The organism is Microbulbifer epialgicus, assembly GCF_041447265.1.
Lineage (GTDB): Bacteria > Pseudomonadota > Gammaproteobacteria > Pseudomonadales > Cellvibrionaceae > Microbulbifer > Microbulbifer epialgicus.
The window spans coordinates 1-19,690 of sequence record NZ_JBGMEK010000048.1 but is presented as its reverse complement, the minus strand read 5'-3'; the positions used below and the strand labels follow the sequence as shown (position 1 = coordinate 19,690).

Here is a 19,690-nt window from a genome sequence, read left to right as displayed (position 1 = left end):
GTGTATTCTTTCCTTCTGACCCGGTAGTAATTGTGTTTTGCAGGAATTATATGTGGCGATACGGGGAGCGTTTTGAATATTTGCGAAAGCTAAAGCGATATATTATTGATTTTAATTCCGGCGGTGGTGTTTCTGTAACTCGATCATCTTCTCAAACGGTTTTAGTAATTGTTGGAAGTCATCTCTTCCTTCAAGTAGCTGCATTGCTTTTGAGATACTCTCGATTGTCGATAAACCATCAGAGACAGAGGTTTTCCGAATTGAATAATTGGATTTTAAGCCGCCACCAAGATTAATGCGAGGCAATTTCTGTAGCTGAGGGTTGAGGTGAAGGATCTTTTTGGACTTCCTCCAAGTGGCATCGATAACAATGAGCTGCTCAAAGGGCACTGGTGCACCTTCTATTTTGTTGGCGAGCAATCCGGCACCATCCACTTCAATACTATCTGGCAGCCATTCCAGGGAGGGGTAGAGTAGGCCTGACGGATTGCTGAGCAGTTGGTTCTGAAGTTCCCCGGACAGAGTCTCTGCGACAATCAGTTTGCTGTTGTTTAAACACAGGTGCGCCATTCGGCCAGTGTTGAAGGGATGCTTCTCTTCCAGCGGGTGCTGTATGATCACCACCCGCACGGCATTGGCCAGGCTGACCAAGGCGCTGCAATAGCACACATTTGGTGGACGCAGGCAGGTATTGCAGGTTTCTCTGGGCATTTCTCTACTAAAAGGTTCGGGCGGCATATGGAATTAACATTACCTTCCTACAAGGCTCAGTGGTTATCGGACATAGAGATACCCTTGGCGAACAAATTGTATCGCATGCACGGATTTCGTGGCAAAGCCAGACGGAATGAGGACTGTGCGGTGGTGCGCAGTGAGCGGGGGGAGGTGGTCGGCTGTGGTTATTTGAGAAGATATGAGGCTTTTAAGCTGCTGGCTGGGGTTGCGGTGGCCCCTGAGCATCAGGGTAAGGGTGTCGCGCGCAGCCTGCTGACCCTGATGGCTGAGCGTTTCGATCAGGAAACTTATACATTTCCCTATGTCCATCTAGAGCCCTTCTATTTATCCCTGGGGTTTGTACGGGGAGACCCCGAACTGTTGGCGGAGTCTGTCAAGGATCTGTATCACAGCTACTTGAAGCAGGGTCGCTCAATTTTGGTAATGGTTTATCGATGACTGGTCTGTAGGATATTTTTCTCGTAGGTTGAGCTATCGCTAGGGCGGGTCGGCCAGCGCACTATTCAATTTCAGTGAAATTGAAACTTTATTCCCCTTCGGCTGCTTACCATGAGCGGGCACAATCGCTTGGTGTTTTATATTTGAAGAATGCTGATTCCCCGACTGGGTAGCTGTGCGGGGTGCTGCCCTTTGCAATACGCAATGGTGAGAGAGGCTAGTCGTAGCCCACTTGATGCCGCCGGTGCTGCCCAATGGGGTTAGGCTGCGGTATTGGTGAGGAGATAAATCACTGATTGCCGGAATTTCATACATTTTGCCTATATTTTGTTCTTTTTGAGTCGGGCTAGTGGTAGTGCTGCCCTATGTATCAATCGATCGCTGGTGCTTCGCGCGGGAGCGGGAGATGCAGGCATTCCCGAAGGCTAGGAGGGGAATGTCTTGGTCGGCCATTCTACCGACTTTCTAAAGGGATAAGCTTGGCGAGCATTCCAGTTCGTTTTTTGTGGTGTGTGATGTAGGTACTCTCGCCAAATTGAAAGTATTTATCTATTCGGCATTTACCAGGGGCTTCGCAAATTTTTGGCGGTATCACTCCAGTTGAGGGTGGTTAAAAAGCAGTCAAAGTTATAGCCGAATAGTGCGTTGTTGGTAGTGAATTTTTCTTTAGGCGTCAGCAATGTAAAAAAGATGATTGACAGTGGCTCGACACTAAAGGGGTGTACTCATTCACACAGGCGAGTCCATTTGCACGGAAGAGTTTGACCTGTATATCAATGGCCAATTCGTATACAATCAGCAGCTGGTGGCTTGCCGGGGTAAGGGGCCATCATGATGTATTTCAAGCTTATGCCATTGTCGAAGTACCACCCAATGCTCACATCCTGAATAGTCGCTTACTGTGGTTGAGGGGAGTAATCAATCGGAGCTTGCCGTGAGCGAGTAAAACATCGTAAATAGTTATGCCGCTGATGATGGGCAAGAGCAGCTGATAGTAGAATCCATAGAGATCATTCGCAACCACACAAAGCTGTTTTGTGGGGCACTCTCTAAGCAATTTTTGAAACCTTTCGGTCAAGGCTCTGAATCGGCTGGAAGTTTAAAACGATCATGAAGTAGTGGGCAGGCAATCGATATCAGCTGGAGTCTACATCAACTCAACTCCTGTTGGTGGTAGGGGTTGCAATGCCCGAGAGCGGTGGCAAAATGCCCCATTTTTTGCGCCGGCGCTCGAATTGCTAAGTAGTCGCTCTTGCGGCAAATTAAAATTATTTAAAACAAGGTGAATCAACAGTGACTAATGCTAATTTTCCGAGCAGGGCGCCTGGGGATGATGAAATCGACTTGATTGCGTTGGTGCAGGGCCTGTGGGCTCAAAAATGGTTGGTAGTGTTAGTTACCGTGGTGGTTACTTTGGGGGCTGCGCTTTATGCATTCCTGAGTAAGCCAGTTTATGAGGCACGTATTAGCGTACTGCCACCAGCAATCAGCGATATTGCTGGCTTTAACTTGGTACGAAGTCAAAAGACGGGGCTTGAGCCCTTCTTGGTAGATGACATTTACGCTGTATTTACAGGTAACCTGCAATCTGAAGATAGCCGCCGTCTATTCTTCCGAGACGTGTACTTACCATCCCTCGATAGCAAGCAGCGTTCAGGATCTCAGGACGCACTCTACAAGGCCTTTGGCGAGGTACTGAGAGTTAAGGTCCCGACTAAAAGCCAGCCAAGCTACATCATCACTGTAGAGGGACATGATCCAGCACAGGCAGCAGAGTGGGCTAAGCATTACTTGGATCAGGTGACCCAGAAATCCCTAGCTGACGTATTGAATAATACTCAAAGCGAGGCAGGGGTGAGGAGTCAGCAGATCCAGCAGGAACTCAATGCCTTGAGAGAGTTTGCAAAAATTCGCAAAAATGATCGCCTCGCTAAGCTCAGGGAGGCATTGATAATGGCGGAAAAGGTGGGGTTGGAGAGCCCCCCTGTTATCAGCGGGCAAATCGCGCAGCAGTTGTCAGCTTTCATGGATGGCGACTTGATGTATATGCGTGGTACGAAAGCCTTGCGTGCTGAGATTGAGGCCTTGGAAGGTCGTACCTCGGATGATCCGTTTATACCTTCGCTACGTTATCTAGAGCAGCAATATAGTTTTCTTGAGAGCGCACAGGTTTCGCCAAGAAATGTCGCTGTTTCCCGCCCAGATGGTGTAGTGGAAATCCCTGATGAACCCATAAAGCCTAAAAAAGCATTGATTCTAGTATTGGGAGTGCTCCTAGGGGGAATGCTTGGCCTTTTCATCACACTGATTCGTCTAATGTTTAGTAGGCAAGCCGTAGTGCACCAAAAGCCAGCAGCCTCGATAGGCTCGTCGATTCATGCAACAGTTTAGAGTTTTGTTGGTGATATATAGCGGTTTAAATTTTGGGAAAAAGTTGTGGCAAGAGTGTCAACTCTGTTGAGTTAGAAACTTGTCAAGGTGGCTTTTTTGTTAAAAGGCTTGGTGGAATATTTATTACCCAAGTCGAATGCCTTACAGTTTTGAGTTGTTTGCTCTGGAAAACAAATGTCTTTGAAGACTCTATGCGTTTTTGGTACACGCCCTGAAGCTATCAAAATGGCTCCATTGGTACTTGCGCTTGCTGCCGACGAGCGTTTTGATGACAAAATATGTGTCACTGGTCAGCATCGTCAAATGCTAGATCAAGTGCTTGAGCTTTTTGAGGTGAAGCCAGATTATGATCTGAATATCATGAAACCTGGGCAAGATCTGACGGGTGTTACTGTTGCCATTCTGGAGGGATTAAAAGCGATATTTCGCGAATACCAACCGGATATAATTTTAGTCCATGGCGATACGGCAACAACATTTGCTACTGCGTTGGCTGCTTTTTACCACCGGATTCCAGTTGCACATGTCGAGGCGGGCTTACGAACGGGAGATATATATTCACCGTGGCCGGAGGAGGCAAACCGTAAGCTGACAGGTGCTTTAACGGCTCTTCACTTTGCACCAACAGACACCTGCCGCCAGAATTTGTTAAAGGAGGGGGTCGACTCTGATGCAATTCATGTAACTGGGAATACGGTTATTGACGCATTACTGCAAGTGGTCGCCAAGCTGGATAGAGAAAAGAGTCTGCGTATTTTGTTTGAGAAACAGTTCAGTTTTCTCTCGGAAAGCAGGCGATTAATTCTTGTCACAGGGCATCGGCGTGAGAGTTTTGGGGGTGGTTTTGAGCGTATTTGTATGGCACTGGCTGAAACAGCCAAGGTCTTCCCCGATGTGGATATTGTATACCCGGTGCATTTGAACCCCAACGTGCGGGAGCCAGTTAACCGACTACTTGATGGTATCAGCAATATCCACTTAATTGAGCCATTGGACTACCTTCCATTTGTCTATTTGATGAATCGAGCCTATGTAATCCTTACTGATTCTGGAGGCATTCAAGAGGAGGCCCCTTCCCTCGGAAAGCCAGTATTGGTTATGCGTGAGACTACGGAGCGACCAGAGGCTGTGGAAGCGGGCACAGTTAAGCTTGTGGGGACTGAAATCGCGGCGATTAATAGCAATTTGCATGCTTTATTAACAGATGTGGATGCTTACCAGCGAATGAGCATTTCTCATAATCCTTACGGTGATGGGGAAGCTAGCGCGCGAATTATTTATGCGCTGGCAAAAACCCTGAAGGACAAAATTTAATACGCACTTCCTTAGGCGGAGGGCGAGAAGTCTGGTTTCCTTAAGCCAGGTAGAAGAACAGAGGAAGAAATATGCAGTTCAAGAAAATCTCTGTTGTAGGGCTGGGCTATATTGGCCTCCCTACCGCTGCTGTATTTGCGTCACGAAAGAAACAAGTGGTTGGTGTTGATGTAAATGAATGTGCGGTAGAAACCATTAACCGAGGTGAAATCCATATTGTTGAGCCTGATCTAGATATGGTTGTGCATGCAGCGGTGACAGAGGGCTATCTTCGAGCTACAACTATACCGGAGCCCGCCGACGCTTTTTTGATTGCTGTGCCAACCCCATTTAAGGGTAATCATGAGCCAGATTTAAGTTACATTGAATCAGCCAGTAAAGCGATTGCTTCGGTCTTGAAGAAAGATAATCTAGTTATATTGGAATCGACTTCCCCTGTAGGCGCTACCGAGCAGATGGCTGATTGGCTGGCGGAGGCTCGACCAGACTTGAGCTTTCCTCAGTCATGTGGTGAAGATTCCGATATACGTATCGCCCATTGCCCTGAGCGGGTTTTACCGGGTCATGTGCTTCGAGAACTTGTTCAGAATGACAGGGTTATTGGTGGTATGACAGCCAAGTGCTCTGCTGCAGCTTCCAGCCTGTATGAAATATTTGTTGAGGGCGAGTGTGTCATGACCACTGCTCGTACAGCAGAAATGTGCAAGTTAACTGAAAATAGTTTTCGTGACGTGAATATCGCTTTCGCTAACGAGCTGTCGATGATCTGTGACAAGCTCGATATAAATGTTTGGGAGCTAATTAAATTAGCTAACCGCCATCCCCGCGTAGACATTCTACAGCCTGGACCGGGTGTGGGCGGTCACTGCATTGCTGTGGACCCCTGGTTTATTGTGAGCAAGACTCCGCAGCAAGCGCGATTAATTCGTACAGCTCGGGAAGTAAATGATAGCAAGCCTGAATGGGTGATTAAGAAGGTGAAAAATGTCGTTGCAGATTTTCTCTTGGCCAACCCAGAAAGGGCAGTAAATGAAGTTACTCTTGCGTGTTTTGGTCTCGCATTTAAGCCTGATGTTGACGATTTGCGTGAGAGTCCTGCACTGGAAATTGCATTGAGGTTGGGTAGAGAGTTTCCTGGGCCGGTTTTTGCAGTTGAGCCTAATATAGAATCCTTGCCTGAAGTGGCTTCAGAATTCCTTAGTTTGAAAGAAGCCACTCAAGCAGTTAAGGCAGCTGATATTCTCATTTTGTTAGTTGATCACTCTGAGTTTAAGAGCTTGGGGGTAGACTTCAATAGTGAAAAATTACTGATTGATGCTAAAGGGATTTGGCGGAAATTATGAAGATGGTGCGCACTGGGTTTGTGGATTCTGTAATTAGGGTTCTTGTTGCATGCTCTTTGGGGTTGCTTTCATTTGTTCCTAGTGCCTTCGACCCCCCTGCACTTTTGTTGATAGTGAGCTTAGCTTTTTATGCGGTTAATGTCTGCTTTCGAGTCCGTAGACTTTTCCTTATAAGTTCTTACGGTTTTTTGGTGTTGTTTTTTGTCGCTTACCTATTTTTTATCAACTCCATAGTTGCTTTTATTAATGGTAGGGATGTTGACCTTTTCTTTCGAGGGGTGGTCCCCTTTTTATTCTTTCTGTTTTTCCTTATCTTTTGGAATGATGAACAGCTTACGGATCAGAGTGCCTATGATCTAGTTTGGCTATCTTCAGTATTTTGGCTATTTAGCCTGATTGTTTTTAATTTTTTTGATGTTCTTCGTGTTTTATCCGGTGAGCTCGCTCGGCTCTCCTATGTGGTCAGTGATGTTCTAATACCATTTGGAATGATAGGTTTTGTTCTTACTTTGTATAAGAAAAACATAAATAAATTGTTGCGGTTTTGTCTTCTTCTGGCATTTGGCGGGCTGGTGGTTTTGTCGGGATACCGTTCGCAAGTTTTGATGCTAATGGTTGTAGTGTTGTTTTATCTTCGAGTCTGGAAGAGTTTCTGGGGGCTGTTTTTGGCAGGTTTGGTTTTCACTGTCTTGGTAGCCCTTTATTTATCAGGATTTCCGGTGGTGGAAGCCTTAGTTAATAGGATGGCAGGTTCTGCTGGGGATAGTGTTCGATCGGCTGAACTTTCTTTCGCTTTTAGTCAGCTCTTTGAGTCTCCAATTTTTGGTAAGGGGTTGGCGGTTCCAGTTCCTCTTGAGCTTACTCGTCCTGAACATGTGGCTGGACTTTTTGAAAAAGAATCGGTTCCTTATATCCACAATTTTCTCGGATATTTTTTGATGAATAGCGGTGTAATTGGGGGGGTGGGTATTGTATTAATCTTATTTCTCCCCCTATATGTTTCGTTTAAGTCCTGGATTGAGGAGGGGGGCGCGCGAAGTGAAGGCGTGTTGGTGATTTTTGGTTTACTGATAGCGTTTTTTCTAGTTTCCGCCGCTTTTAGGCAAATTCAAATGGTTGTGGTTGTAGCCCTGCTGGCCTGCTGCTCTTTTAAAAAGGCGAAACTTAAAGCTATCTAAGGAGCAAAATTTGACTTACTCACGCTATCTCTTTCAGGCATCAAATATATTTTTAATGGGGTTTCAGTCCTTTATTCTTCCTGCGCTAGTTGGCTTCTCTAGTTATGGAAAGGCAATGCTTTATTTGGCTCCAATTTATTTGTATCAGTCTTTATTGGAGCCAGTTTTTCAGGGAATTTATGGCAGTCGAGTGTCTACAGCTGGGGCAGGCAGTCAGCGGCGCAAACTCGATTTGAAAATTCTAGGGTTGGCATTGCTGGGTTTGTGTATCTCTGCATTTATAGTGTTGCTTTTTTTTGAGGGTGATATTTTTATATTCACAATGTTGCTGTTGGTCGGTTTTCTATATCTTTATGTGACCAATATTCAAGCCTTTTTGCTGTTTGAGGAACAGTACTTTTTTGTGGGTATTTCCATTTTTATTTCAGTGGCATTTTATTTTTCCGCCTATTTTGTTGTGGGGCTGGATTTTTGGTTTTTACTTTGGGGTAACTTGTTTTACTTTGGGGTTCTCTCTTTATTGTTGACAATTCGGTTGTTTTGTTTCCGGGTAGGTGCTTCCTTTTTGGCCGATTTTGGGTGGCGAGATTTTTGGGGGCATATGTCCACTCGCGCAGCATATGTTTTTAGCTCGAATGGATTGGTTATTCTATTTGGTATTGTTGGATATTCCCCGGAGAAGGTTGGTATTTTTAGATTTTCCCTGTCTCTCATGAATGCCGGGCGTTATTTTAATCCAATTCCGATTGTTGCAATTCAAAAAGCTATTTCCAATTTTACTTCTGGGAGGGAGGAGAGAGCTTTAAAGAATATGCTTTTGAGATTTGTGTCATTTTCTACACTTTATGGTGTTGTTTTGTTTATTGGTTGGGCTATATATAACCGATTACAGAAGGGGTCGGTTGAATTTAATTATATATTTCTTTTGGTTCCTATATATTTGTTAATCCAGCCAATTGGGTACTTTTTGGCGCTTAAGGGATACTTAGCTCGTCAACTTTTTTACTTTTTTCTTTCTGCGCTGCTTGCGGTCTCTGCTTCTTTTTATAGTATGTGGCTGTCTTTTGCTTGCATGTTGGTTGCAGTTTTTTCTATGACATTGATATTGGTTTTTAGGGCAAAGAATATATGAAGCAAATACTCCAAGACATGTCTCAAGGTACAACTTCTATTGTAGAAGCCCCTGCTCCAATATGTAGTGCTCATCATCTGCTTATAAATACCTCCACTAGTTTGGTTTCTGCGGGAACTGAGCGAATGCTAGTAGGCTTTGGTAAAGCGTCTTATTTGAAAAAGGCGCGCCAGCAGCCTGAAAAAGTCAAGATGGTATTGGAAAAAGTACAAACTGATGGCTTGATGACGACCATCGAAGCCGTACAGTCCAAATTGGCTCAGCCGCTTCCGTTAGGATACTGCAATGTGGGTGTAGTAAGTGCGGTTGGCACTGATGTTGATGGATTTAAGGTCGGTGATCGAGTGGTGTCCAATGGGCCACATGCAGATTTAGTGAAGGTTCCTAAAAATCTTTGCGCTCGAATCCCTGAAGAGGTTGATGATGAATCGGCATCTTTTGTCATCGTTGGCAGCATTGGCTTGCAAGGAGTTCGATTGGCTCAGCCAACTCTTGGCGAGGCTTTTGTGGTCATTGGTGTAGGTTTAATCGGTTTGCTGACCGTCCAGCTGCTATGTGCTCAAGGGTGCCGTGTACTAGCCATTGATTTTGATGAGTCTAAGTTGAAAATAGCTCGTCAATTCGGCGCTCTTACCTGTAATCCTGGCAAAGGAGAGGACCCAGTATCAGCAGGTATGAATTTTAGCCGTGGTTACGGTGTTGATGGAGTGATCATAACTGCGTCGACTAAATCCAGCGATCCAGTAACCCAAGCAGCTCGTATGAGTCGTAAACGTGGTCGGATTGTCTTGGTTGGTGTTGTGGGCCTGGAGCTAAACCGTGCTGATTTTTATGAAAAAGAGCTAACCTTCCAGGTTTCATGTTCTTATGGCCCAGGTCGTTATGATCAGGCCTATGAGGAAAAAGGGCAGGATTATCCAGTTGGATTCGTACGTTGGACTGAGCAGCGTAATTTCGAGGCGATACTGGATATGCTTGCCAGTGGCCAATTGGACGTTAGGCCGCTGATTACTCACCGTTTTGCCTTTGAGGAAGCCTCTCTGGCTTATCAAACTCTTACCGAAGATATGGGATGTCTTGGTATTCTTTTGCAATACCGTTCGGATGTAGCTAGTAGAGCTGTTCGTCATGTCGAGCTGCGCCCCCCTACTAAATTTAATAATCAGCAGGTGGTCATGGGCTTCGTCGGAGCTGGTAATTATGCCTCGCGTATGCTAATTCCAGCATTCAAAGCAGCGGGTGCCCATTTTCATACAATTGTTACAGCGAGCGGTATTAGTGGTGTTGTCCATGGAGAGAAGGCTGGTTTTACTAAAGCGTCTACCGATATGGATGCTATGTTATCCAGCTCATCCCTTAATACTGTCGCTATTGTTACTCGGCATGACACTCATGCTTTTTTTGTCAGTAAAGCTCTAGAAGCAGGAAAAAATGTTTTTGTAGAGAAGCCTCTGGCGATTTCTTTTGCTGAGTTAGACAAAGTTAAAATGGCTTATGATAAAGCTCATAAATCTGGTAGAGGACCGCAGCTAATGATTGGTTTCAATCGGCGTTTCTCCCCTCATATACAGAAGATTAAGTCGTTGTTGCAGGCGGTAGATCAGCCGAAATCCTTCATTATGACGATGAACGCTGGTGCGATACCGGCGAACCACTGGACGCAAGACAATACAGTTGGTGGTGGTCGTATTATCGGAGAAGCTTGCCATTTTATTGATTTAATGCGTTTTCTTGCAGGAAGTAAAATTGTTTCGATACAGGCACGCCGTATGGGAGATACGCCGGGTATAGATATTACTGAGGATAAGGCCTCCATTACACTGGGCTTCGAGGATGGTTCGTTTGGTACCATTCTATATTTGGCTAATGGTGCTGCTAGTTTTCCAAAGGAGCGTATCGAAGTGTTTGTTGCTGGCCGCACACTGCAATTGGATAATTTTCGTAAACTTAAGGGTTATGGATGGCCGGGGTTCAGCAAACTGAACTTGTGGAAACAGGACAAGGGACAGAATGCTTGTTCCGCTGCTTTTTTACGGGGATTAGAGCAGGGCAGCTCCGCTATTCCAGTTGATGAGATCTTCGAAGTGGCAGGGGTGTCCATTCAAGTAGCCGAATTATTGCGTAGTCAATGAAAGTTTGGAAGATAAAAATCAGAACTGCTTTAGCTCTAGGCTTAAGAAATCTGAGTCATGTGATGGGTTACAGACTAGGAATAAAGCTTGGACTTCATCCTGTTTGTCGCATTCGTGCCTCTGCTCCGAAGGGTGAGTTCTTTAAAGCTGTCGACCTAGTCCCAACTGATTTACCATCACGTCTGAACTGGCAGCAATCCGGTATTTTATTTGGAAGATGGTTTTACCCTATCGGGGGGGGGGTACCTGATTGGCATAGTAATCCTCTCACTGGCGCAAAGGTTGTTGCTGCTGATCGAGACTGGTGGTTGATCCCTGATTTCGATCCTAATGTAGGCGATATCAAGGCTATTTGGGAAGCATCCCGCTTTGATTGGGTTTTATCTTTTGCTCAGCAGGCTCGAGTATGTGATGGTAATGCCGAAACATTGGGCCGGTTGAATCATTGGTTGAAGGATTGGTGTCAGCAGAACCCCCCCTACAAAGGTCCAAATTGGAAATGCGGACAAGAGGCTTCTATTCGAGTGATACACCTAGCCGTGGGTTCTCTGATTCTTGGTCGGGCACTTGAGCCAGAACAAAGCTTGTTGGAGTTGGTGCGAATTCACTTGCAGCGGATTGAACCGACACTTAATTATGCTATGGCACAGGACAATAATCACGGTACCTCAGAAGCTGCTGCTTTGTATATTGGTGGGAGCTGGTTGCATTCCCAGGGTTTGATGGAAGGTGAATATTGGTTTCAGCTTGGTCGAAAGTGGCTAGAAAATCGCGCTGCCCAGTTAATTGAAGAGGATGGTAGTTTTAGTCAATATTCGCTGAATTACCACCGGCTTATGTTAGATACCTTTTGCATAGTTGAGATATGGCGCAGAGTTTTCGATTTGATGCAGTTCTCGCTATGCTGGTCTGAACGCTCACGTGCAGCTACACACTGGCTGCACAGTATGGTGTGCGAGAAAACCGGTGATGCGCCAAACCTAGGCGCAAACGATGGGGCGAGGTTACTGCAGCTTACTAACAGTGATTACCGTGACTTTCGGCCTACGGTGCAAATGGCTATGGTGCTCTTTGCTAATACGCGGGCATATTCTGGTGAAGGTTCGTGGAATTTACCTTTGAGCTGGTTAGGAGTTGAATTGCCCAACACTACTGCTCCTACTCCTGGCAGTCGACTGTTTAATGATGGTGGTTTTGCTATTTTGCGTCGTAGTGGTGCCATGGTGATGCTGCGCTATCCGCGCTTTCGCTTTCGGCCAAGTCAAGCAGACGCGCTACATGTCGACTTATGGTTAGATGGCCGCAATCTTTTACGTGATTCTGGTACATTCAGCTACAACACGGATACTCGGTGGCTCAATTACTTCCCTGGTACCGTTAGCCACAATACTGTTCAGTTTGATGATCGTGATCAGATGCCCCGGATAAGCCGTTTCCTTTTTGGGGACTGGTTAAAAACTTCATATTTTGAACCAATATGTGAAAGGGGCAATACGACAACATTTGCAGTAAGTTATAGGGATCGTCAAAAAGCTGGCCATTGGCGTGAAGTTTCGTTAGCAGATAATGGATTAAGGGTAATTGATAAAATTGAGGGCTTCGTCAATAAGGCGATACTGCGTTGGAAGCTTGAGCCTGGCCATTGGCGGATTGAAGGCCACAGGATTTTTAATGGTGAGCATACCTTGATACTTGAGGCTTCCATGCCTATCACTCGCCTTGAGCTAGTCGCAGGTTACGAGTCGCGTTATTACTTCGATAAAGAAAAACTACAGGTCTTGGAGGTAGAAGTCCATCAACCAGGATCTCTAACTACGGAGTATCAGTGGACTTTATGAAAGTTCTATATTTTCACCAACACTTTTCAACCCCAAAAGGGGCTGTGGGCATTCGCTCTTATGAGATGGCTCGAAATTTGGTTAATCGTGGGCACCAGGTAACCATGGTCTGTGGGAGTTATGGCGGCGGGGAGACAGGTCTGAAGCTGCCTTTCGTCAAGGGTAAGCGGCGTGGGGTTGTTGAAGGGATCGACATTATTGAGTTTGACCTAGCTTACTCAAATGATGATGGTTTTACAAAGAGGGCACTGACCTTTGCCAGGTTTGCTCTGCGTAGTATCGGCTTGGCACTCACCGAACGTTATGATTTGATCTTCGCTACCACTACACCACTTACGGCCGGTATACCTGGGATTTTTGCTCGCTGGCTGAGAGGTAAGCCATTCATTTTCGAAGTCCGAGATCTGTGGCCGGAACTACCTAAAGCGATGGGTGTAATTCGTAATCCATTGGTGCTAGGTACCATGTCTATTCTCGAGTGGACCAGCTACCGTTCAGCTCACAGGTTAATCGGCTTATCTCCCGGTATTGTTGATGGAATTGCGGAACGTGGAGTGTCGCGTGATAGGATTGCCCTGATACCTAATGGTTGTGATTTAAGAATATTTGCTGGCGATGTTGAGCCCTGGAGGCCTGAAGGGATAGAGTCGGGTGATTTGTTGGCCGTTTTTGCTGGTACCCATGGGATAGCTAATGGCCTAGATGCAGTACTTGATGTAGCTGTTGAGCTGAAGCGACGCGGACGTAAGGATATTAAGTTGCTATTGATTGGCCAGGGTAAACTTAAGCCAACTCTACAGGCTCGGGCACGAAGGGAGCATTTGGATTGCGTGGTTTTCCATAAGCCTGTGAATAAACACCGCCTTGCTGGTTTGATGGCTAGTGCGGACGTTGGGTTGCAGGTATTGGCAAATGTGCCTGCTTTTTATTTTGGTACTTCTCCAAACAAATTCTTTGACTATATTGCCGCTGGCCTACCTGTCTTGAACAATTATCCAGGGTGGTTAGCGGAGATGATCGAGGAGAATCAGTGCGGTTTTTCAGTCGAACCAGAAGACCCACAGGCTTTTGCAGATGCGCTTGAGCAGATGGCGAATGAAAAAGCGTCAGTTAAGGAAATGGGAAAGCGGGGCCGTGAATTGGCTGAGCGAGACTTTAATCGAATAGTACTCGCGGATCGGTTTGTTGATTGGCTGGAGGGGGAGTGCGGTGAGCAAGCGCCTGTTTGATATTTTTGCCTCTTTTTGTGGGTTGATTCTTTTTGCACCGGTGATTTTCGTTATCGCGTGGTTTATTCATCAAAAGCTTGGTTCTCCAGTGCTGTTTCGTCAACTACGTCCAGGTTTGAATGGCAAGCCATTCGAGATGATAAAGTTTCGTACTATGCGTGATACAAGGGGTATTGACGGAAATCTGTTAGCGGACTCTGAACGTATGACTTCATTTGGCAATTTCCTTCGCTCTACAAGTCTGGATGAACTGCCAGAGTTATGGAATGTGCTAAAGGGTGAAATGAGTTTAGTGGGTCCGCGGCCATTACTAATGGAATATTTACCTTTGTATAGTGTGCAGGAATATCGTCGCCACGAAGTGCGCCCTGGAGTCACTGGTTGGGCTCAGATTAATGGTCGTAATGCGCTGAGCTGGGAGGAGAAGTTCGAGCTGGATGTTTGGTACGTGGATAACCGCTCTTTTTGGCTGGATCTGAAAATCCTTTTTTTTACTGTTAAGAAGGTGGTGATGCGTGATGGTATCAGCGCTGATGGGGAGGCTACTATGTCAAAATTTACTGGGGAACGTTATAAATGAAAATGCAGACTAAAGACCTAATCGTTGTTGGTTTTAGTGGCTTTGGGAAGGAGGTTTTTTGGCTTGCCTCTCGCTTGGGAATAAATGTCCGTGGTTTTCTTGATGACAATCCTGCAACCAATGGGCAAGTATTCTGCTCCATTCCCGTTTTAGGCGGAGTAGAGAGTTGGATGGAATACTCGGATTGTGATTTTGTTATTGCAATTGGCAACCCGCGTATTCGAAAAAAAGTACATGATAAAATGTGCTCTCAGGGTAAACCTTCTTTTGCTACGCTTGTTGACCCCAAAGCGTTGATCATGGATCAGTACACTTCAGTTGGTCCGGGAAGTATTGTCTGTGCAGGTACAATAGGGACCGTCGAGATTAGTATAGGAGCTCACGTCATTGTTAATCTTAACTGTACTATTGGGCATGAAACAGTAATTGATGATTTTGCTACTATAGCGCCTATGGTAGCTATATCGGGTAATGTGAAAGTAGGGCAAGGGAGTGAGTTGGGCACTGGTGTCTCTATCCGGCAGGGTTTGATTGTTGGTGATGGAGCTATGGTTGGTATGGGAAGTGTCGTAACCAAAGATGTAATAAAAAGTGCCATGGTTTATGGTAACCCTGCAAAGTTGATAAAAATAATTGATAAAGAGAAAGTTGTTCAGTAACGCTCTAATACTGAATTAAGTGTCTTTGTGAATGACGCTTGTAGAGGTGATTGCGGCTCTACCCATTTTAAAAAAGGTCCTTAATTGAGGCTTAAACTACTACTTTAACGCGATAACTCTTGCTGACTGTATACAGCGGAAAGCTTTTACTATTAATGGTGCTTGATTCAAACAATGCTTAATACTTCTTTTTCACCTTGGCCTTCCTTTTCAGAAGAGGAGGCCAATGCCGTCCGGGATGTAATTCTTTCCAATAAGGTCAATTATTGGACCGGGCTGGAGTGTCGCGAATTTGAGAGAGACTTTGCTGCGTGGGCAGGTGCCAAACACGCGATCGCTTTAGCGAATGGGACTGTTGCGCTTGATTTGGCCTTACAAGGATTGGGCGTAGGCGCTGGTGATGAAGTGATTGTCACGCCACGCACTTTCCTTGCTTCGGTGTCGAGTATTGTAAATGCAGGTGCGATCCCAGTTTTTGCTGATGTCGACAATGAATCACAGAATATTAACGCAGAAACTATTAGCGCTGTTCTTTCACCACGCACTCGCGCGATAATATGCGTGCATCTTGCTGGCTGGCCGTGTGATATGGACCCTATTATGGCGCTTGCCGCTAAGCATGATCTGAAAGTGATTGAGGATTGTGCTCAGGCACATGGGGCGCGCTATAAAAGTCGACCAGTTGGTTCAATCGGCCATGTCGGTACTTGGTCATTCTGCCAGGACAAAATTATGACTACTGGTGGTGAGGGTGGAATGGTGACCACCAATGACCGAGAGTTGTGGTCTCGTATGTGGTCAATTAAAGATCACGGTAAGTCGTGGGAAGCTGTTTATGAGCGTGAACATGCCCCAGGTTTCCGTTGGCTTCATGAAAGCTTTGGTACCAATTGGCGAATGATGGAAGTGCAAGCGGTAATCGGCCGTATTCAACTTCAGCATATGCCAGATTGGCATGTGAGGCGCTTAGCAAATGCAGAGCGTATATGGTCAGTCGCCAATGAGCTTGTTGGTTTGCGTGTTCCGGAGGTACCCGCGGATATTGCTCATGCTGCATATAAATGCTACGTGTTTGTCGATCCCTCTGAGTTGAAAGAGGGCTGGAGCCGTGACCGTATTCTTACGGAGATTGCTAAGCAGGGCGTGCCATGCTTCTCCGGCTCTTGTTCCGAGGTATACCTGGAGAAGGCATTTGAGGACACTGGATGGCGTCCGGTTGAACGTCTACCAACGGCTAGGGAACTGGGTGAAACCAGCTTGATGCTTCTCGTGCATCCAACATTGACCGATGCAGAAATTGATAGAACTTGCTCGGTGCTGGCTGACGTGATGAAAAAAGCAGCCGGGTAAGCTTTTTCGCCATTTATATTTAGATTGGCATCTGTCGGTGAATCACTTGCTTGTCTTGCTAGGGGCATCTATAGAGAGGCAAGCCTCGGAGAATTTGGCTCCTTCTTGACAGAGGGTGGGTCGTTGTAGGCCAACCAATGTAGTAGGGTTCAATAACGACCTGTTATTGCTCGACGATTGAGTAAATAAAGTCATGGGGTTGGCTGGGGGAAAAGTTAATGGATAAGCTGCGCAACTGGCTGCTGGGGCTGCCCCGTCGCAATAAACGTATCCTACAAGTGGCGACCGATATCCTGCTGGTGTGGCTGGCTCTTTGGCTGGCTTTTGCGATTCGTTTGGGGCTGGACAAGTCAATTAACCCCTTTGATGCGCATGCTTGGTTATTTGTCAGTGCGCCACTAATCGCGATACCTATTTTCATCCGGTTCGGTATGTATCGGGCGGTGATGCGCTACTTTGGCAAAGATGCGCTGATTAGTATCTTCAAAGCGGTATTGCTCTCCGCTTTGGTTCTGGCTTTGGTAGTCTATTTGAACCGCGAGCCACCGGCGAGAGTACCGCGCTCGGTTGTGTTCATTTACTGTTGGTTGAGCTTAACGATGATCGGTGGCCTCAGGTTGGTCATGCGACAGTATTTTATGGGCGATTGGTATGTAGCCAGCCAGCAGGTGCCTTTTATTAACCGAGTCGGCCATTTACCGAAGGTGGCTATCTATGGCGCCGGGGCGGCAGGTAACCAACTGGTGGCGGCGTTGCGTATAGACCGGGTCATGCTGCCGGTGGCTTTTATCGATGATGATCGTGGCATTGCCAATCGGGTGATTGCGGGCTTACGGGTTTTCAAACCCAAGAATATCCAACGGATGATTGAACAAACCGGAGCGGAGGAAATACTTCTGGCAATTCCGTCTGCCTCTCGTGCGCGCCGCCGCGAGATACTCGAGTTGCTGGAAAGCTTTCCCTTGCACGTGCGTAGCGTACCGGGTTTTATGGACTTGGCTAGTGGCCGGGTTAAAGTTGAAGACATTCAGGAAGTGGATGTTGCTGACCTGCTAGGTCGTGATGCGGTACCGCCACAGAAGGCTCTTTTTGAACGCTGTATTCGCGGTCATGTGGTAATGGTGACCGGTGCTGGAGGCTCGATTGGTTCGGAGTTATGTCGTCAGATCGTAGCCACTGGTCCGACTACATTGCTGTTGTTTGAGCACAGTGAGTTTAATCTTTACAGTATCCATACTGAATTGGAACAGCGGATTCGACGTGAATCTTTGCCAGTGCGACTGGTGCCTATCCTCGGTACCATCCGCAATCCGGGGCGCTTACTGGACTTAATGCGCTCATGGGAAGTGACGACCGTGTATCATGCGGCAGCATATAAGCACGTCCCAATGGTAGAGCACAATATCGCCGAGGGAGTAATGAACAATGTGTTTGGCTCTCTGCATACAGCGCAGGCTGCGGTGAAAGCAGGAGTCGAACATTTTGTATTGATTTCTACCGACAAAGCGGTGCGCCCAACCAATGTAATGGGTAGCACTAAACGCCTTGCAGAAATGGTGCTACAAGCGCTGAGTCAAGAGTCTGCGCCTGTGCTATTCAATGGTGGTGAGGTAGTAAACCAGGTCAACAAAACCCGTTTCACAATGGTCCGATTTGGCAATGTATTGGGTTCATCGGGGTCGGTGATTCCGCGTTTTCGCGATCAGATAAAGCGCGGTGGCCCAGTAACGGTAACGCACCCCAATATTACCCGGTACTTTATGACGATTCCCGAGGCAGCCCAGCTGGTTATTCAGGCTGGTGCGATGGGGCAGGGTGGTGATGTGTTCGTGCTGGATATGGGCAGTCCGGTAAAAATTGCCGAGTTGGCAGAAAAAATGATACACCTCAGTGGTTGCACTGTGCGGTCAGAGAAGGACCCACACGGTGATATTGCTATCGAGTTTACCGGTTTGCGTCCTGGTGAAAAACTCTATGAAGAGCTATTGATTGGTGACAACGTCAGCCCGACCGATCACCCGATGATTATGCGTGCCACTGAAGACCACTTGTCCTGGGAGTCTTTCAAGACCATGTTGGCGCAGCTACTTAATGCTGTAGAGCGAGATGATTACGAACGGGTACGCCAGCTGCTGCGGGAAACTGTGTGCGGTTATACTCCAGAAGGCGAAATTGTAGACTGGGTTCATCAGAGGCGATGTGCAGAACCAGAACTAGCTTAATAATGCTAGACCGCTCATATATAACTTTCTTCAGAATTTAGCGCGAATTTAGATACAAGAATGGCGGAAAATCTTTTCATCATGGCTGTTCGATGCAGCTCGATAAGAAATTCCGCTATGACAAAAAGTTACCAGCCTGAATTTCGTTTTTCTCCCTTCTTCGCGGCCCTTGCCTTAGGATAGGAAGTACTTAAGCATCAAAAGACCAGAGTTTTAATAGCTGGCACAAGACCTAGCGTCGTGCAATAAACGAACAGCGCAAGACCCATGACCATTTCAAATATTGAGATGATCTTGCTAGCCCATTTCCCCCGAAACTCCAAGGTAATAATGCTTCAATCACATCCAGGGTTTAGTAACAATACACCCAGGCCGATGCTTGCGGGGCTGGCTCTAATTCATATTAACGGGATGTAAAATGGTCGACTATGAAGATGCTATCCGGCTGGCGCAGCAGTTGGGAGAAGAGTTAGATAAGCGGGCCTGGCGCGTGACCTCGGCAGAATCCTGTACCGGAGGAGCAATCGCCGCGGCTATTACCTCTATAGCAGGGGCGTCTAATTGGTTTGATGGGGCAGTCGTAAGTTATGCCAATCGCATCAAACACAGCGTACTGGGGGTAGATGCCAGGGATTTAAAGCAGTTCGGCGCGGTGAGTGAACCAGTTGCCCGCCAGATGGCCTGCGGGGTGTTAGCGATGATGGATGCAAATCTGTCCGTCGCGGTGAGTGGTATAGCCGGGCCGGATGGTGGCACTGATGAGAAGCCAGTGGGAACCGTCTGGATTGCCTGGGCTCATGCTGAGGGGCAGGAGCCGGTCCAGATTGATGCCCGCTGCTTTCTCTTTGAGGGGGATCGAGCTGAAGTGCAAGCACAAACGGTCATCGAGGCAATTAAGGGGATGCTCACTATCCTGGATGAGCACCCGGTTTAAAGGGCCGCACAGCCAATTCTCCGGTGAATTTGCAGTATTTAGTCGACCCTGAAAAAAGTCTCCAGACCTTGTGGCACTAGGACTACGTGGATATATGACATAGCCATTTCGACCAGTTTTCGCTATTCTGATCCAAATTTCTGGTCGAAATGCTCAAGGATAATGATGCTCACGGACACCGATCAGTACCAACAAACCAGCTTTTTTGGCACCGA

15 protein-coding genes are annotated in these 19,690 nt (G+C 46.7%); 14 read left to right on the top strand and 1 reads right to left on the bottom strand.

What is annotated here, in order from left to right; all coding sequences use genetic code 11:
* Positions 1-111 precede the first annotated feature (111 nt).
* Positions 112-711: a tRNA-uridine aminocarboxypropyltransferase gene (locus ACCI49_RS17010; RefSeq protein WP_371840307.1), complete on the bottom strand. Its 600-nt coding sequence runs from the start codon at positions 709-711 to the stop codon at positions 112-114.
* An 84-nt stretch (positions 712-795) separates the two neighbouring features.
* On the opposite strand from ACCI49_RS17010, the gene ACCI49_RS17005 reads away from it, so the two are divergent.
* From ACCI49_RS17005 to ACCI49_RS16940, 14 genes are all read left to right on the top strand, one after another.
* Positions 796-1,173, top strand: coding sequence for a GNAT family N-acetyltransferase (locus tag ACCI49_RS17005; protein ID WP_371840306.1), 378 nt, complete (start codon positions 796-798; stop codon positions 1,171-1,173).
* Between the two features lie 1,293 nt (positions 1,174-2,466).
* Positions 2,467-3,564, top strand: coding sequence for an LPS O-antigen chain length determinant protein WzzB (locus ACCI49_RS17000; protein ID WP_371840305.1), 1,098 nt, complete (start codon positions 2,467-2,469; stop codon positions 3,562-3,564).
* A gap of 174 nt (positions 3,565-3,738) precedes the next feature.
* On the top strand, positions 3,739-4,878 hold the full coding sequence (gene wecB / locus ACCI49_RS16995; protein WP_371840304.1) for a non-hydrolyzing UDP-N-acetylglucosamine 2-epimerase: 1,140 nt from the start codon (positions 3,739-3,741) through the stop codon (positions 4,876-4,878).
* A 71-nt stretch (positions 4,879-4,949) separates the two neighbouring features.
* Positions 4,950-6,221 carry a UDP-N-acetyl-D-mannosamine dehydrogenase gene (gene wecC, locus ACCI49_RS16990; protein ID WP_371840303.1) on the top strand — a complete coding sequence of 424 codons (1,272 nt, stop codon included), beginning with the start codon at positions 4,950-4,952 and terminating at the stop codon, positions 6,219-6,221.
* Positions 6,218-7,399: an O-antigen ligase family protein gene (locus tag ACCI49_RS16985; RefSeq protein WP_371840302.1), complete on the top strand. Its 1,182-nt coding sequence runs from the start codon at positions 6,218-6,220 to the stop codon at positions 7,397-7,399. Before wecC ends, ACCI49_RS16985 begins: the two co-directional genes overlap by 4 nt.
* A 10-nt stretch (positions 7,400-7,409) precedes the next feature.
* Complete coding sequence (locus ACCI49_RS16980) at positions 7,410-8,531, top strand: hypothetical protein (RefSeq protein WP_371840301.1); 1,122 nt, start codon at positions 7,410-7,412, stop codon at positions 8,529-8,531.
* Positions 8,528-10,663: a bi-domain-containing oxidoreductase gene (locus ACCI49_RS16975; RefSeq protein WP_371840300.1), complete on the top strand. Its 2,136-nt coding sequence runs from the start codon at positions 8,528-8,530 to the stop codon at positions 10,661-10,663. Before ACCI49_RS16980 ends, ACCI49_RS16975 begins: the two co-directional genes overlap by 4 nt.
* 62 nt (positions 10,664-10,725) lie before the next feature.
* A complete protein-coding gene (locus ACCI49_RS16970) occupies positions 10,726-12,501 on the top strand; it encodes a heparinase II/III family protein (RefSeq protein WP_371840299.1) in 1,776 nt (591 codons plus the stop codon).
* Entirely contained in the window at positions 12,498-13,730 is a 1,233-nt protein-coding gene (locus ACCI49_RS16965; RefSeq protein ID WP_371840298.1) for a glycosyltransferase family 4 protein, read from the top strand. Before ACCI49_RS16970 ends, ACCI49_RS16965 begins: the two co-directional genes overlap by 4 nt.
* On the top strand, positions 13,711-14,310 hold the full coding sequence (locus ACCI49_RS16960) for a sugar transferase (RefSeq protein WP_371840297.1): 600 nt from the start codon (positions 13,711-13,713) through the stop codon (positions 14,308-14,310). Before ACCI49_RS16965 ends, ACCI49_RS16960 begins: the two co-directional genes overlap by 20 nt.
* Positions 14,307-14,969, top strand: coding sequence for an acetyltransferase (locus ACCI49_RS16955; RefSeq protein ID WP_371840296.1), 663 nt, complete (start codon positions 14,307-14,309; stop codon positions 14,967-14,969). Before ACCI49_RS16960 ends, ACCI49_RS16955 begins: the two co-directional genes overlap by 4 nt.
* Before the next feature lie 174 nt (positions 14,970-15,143).
* Positions 15,144-16,319, top strand: coding sequence for a DegT/DnrJ/EryC1/StrS family aminotransferase (locus tag ACCI49_RS16950; RefSeq protein WP_371840295.1), 1,176 nt, complete (start codon positions 15,144-15,146; stop codon positions 16,317-16,319).
* A 218-nt stretch (positions 16,320-16,537) separates the two neighbouring features.
* Entirely contained in the window at positions 16,538-18,541 is a 2,004-nt protein-coding gene (locus ACCI49_RS16945; protein ID WP_371840294.1) for a polysaccharide biosynthesis protein, read from the top strand.
* A gap of 418 nt (positions 18,542-18,959) precedes the next feature.
* Positions 18,960-19,475, top strand: coding sequence for a CinA family protein (locus tag ACCI49_RS16940; RefSeq protein ID WP_371840293.1), 516 nt, complete (start codon positions 18,960-18,962; stop codon positions 19,473-19,475).
* The last annotated feature ends 215 nt before the right edge of the window (positions 19,476-19,690 follow it).

Coding starts and splice junctions, on each gene's coding strand:
- ACCI49_RS17010 (WP_371840307.1), bottom strand. CDS start 711: ATGCCCAGAGAAACCTGCAATACCTGCCTGCGTCCACCAAATGTGTGC.
- wecB (WP_371840304.1), top strand. CDS start 3,739: ATGTCTTTGAAGACTCTATGCGTTTTTGGTACACGCCCTGAAGCTATC.
- wecC (WP_371840303.1), top strand. CDS start 4,950: ATGCAGTTCAAGAAAATCTCTGTTGTAGGGCTGGGCTATATTGGCCTC.
- ACCI49_RS16985 (WP_371840302.1), top strand. CDS start 6,218: ATGAAGATGGTGCGCACTGGGTTTGTGGATTCTGTAATTAGGGTTCTT.
- ACCI49_RS16975 (WP_371840300.1), top strand. CDS start 8,528: ATGAAGCAAATACTCCAAGACATGTCTCAAGGTACAACTTCTATTGTA.
- ACCI49_RS16970 (WP_371840299.1), top strand. CDS start 10,726: ATGGGTTACAGACTAGGAATAAAGCTTGGACTTCATCCTGTTTGTCGC.
- ACCI49_RS16965 (WP_371840298.1), top strand. CDS start 12,498: ATGAAAGTTCTATATTTTCACCAACACTTTTCAACCCCAAAAGGGGCT.
- ACCI49_RS16955 (WP_371840296.1), top strand. CDS start 14,307: ATGAAAATGCAGACTAAAGACCTAATCGTTGTTGGTTTTAGTGGCTTT.
- ACCI49_RS16950 (WP_371840295.1), top strand. CDS start 15,144: ATGCTTAATACTTCTTTTTCACCTTGGCCTTCCTTTTCAGAAGAGGAG.
- ACCI49_RS16945 (WP_371840294.1), top strand. CDS start 16,538: ATGGATAAGCTGCGCAACTGGCTGCTGGGGCTGCCCCGTCGCAATAAA.
- ACCI49_RS16940 (WP_371840293.1), top strand. CDS start 18,960: ATGGTCGACTATGAAGATGCTATCCGGCTGGCGCAGCAGTTGGGAGAA.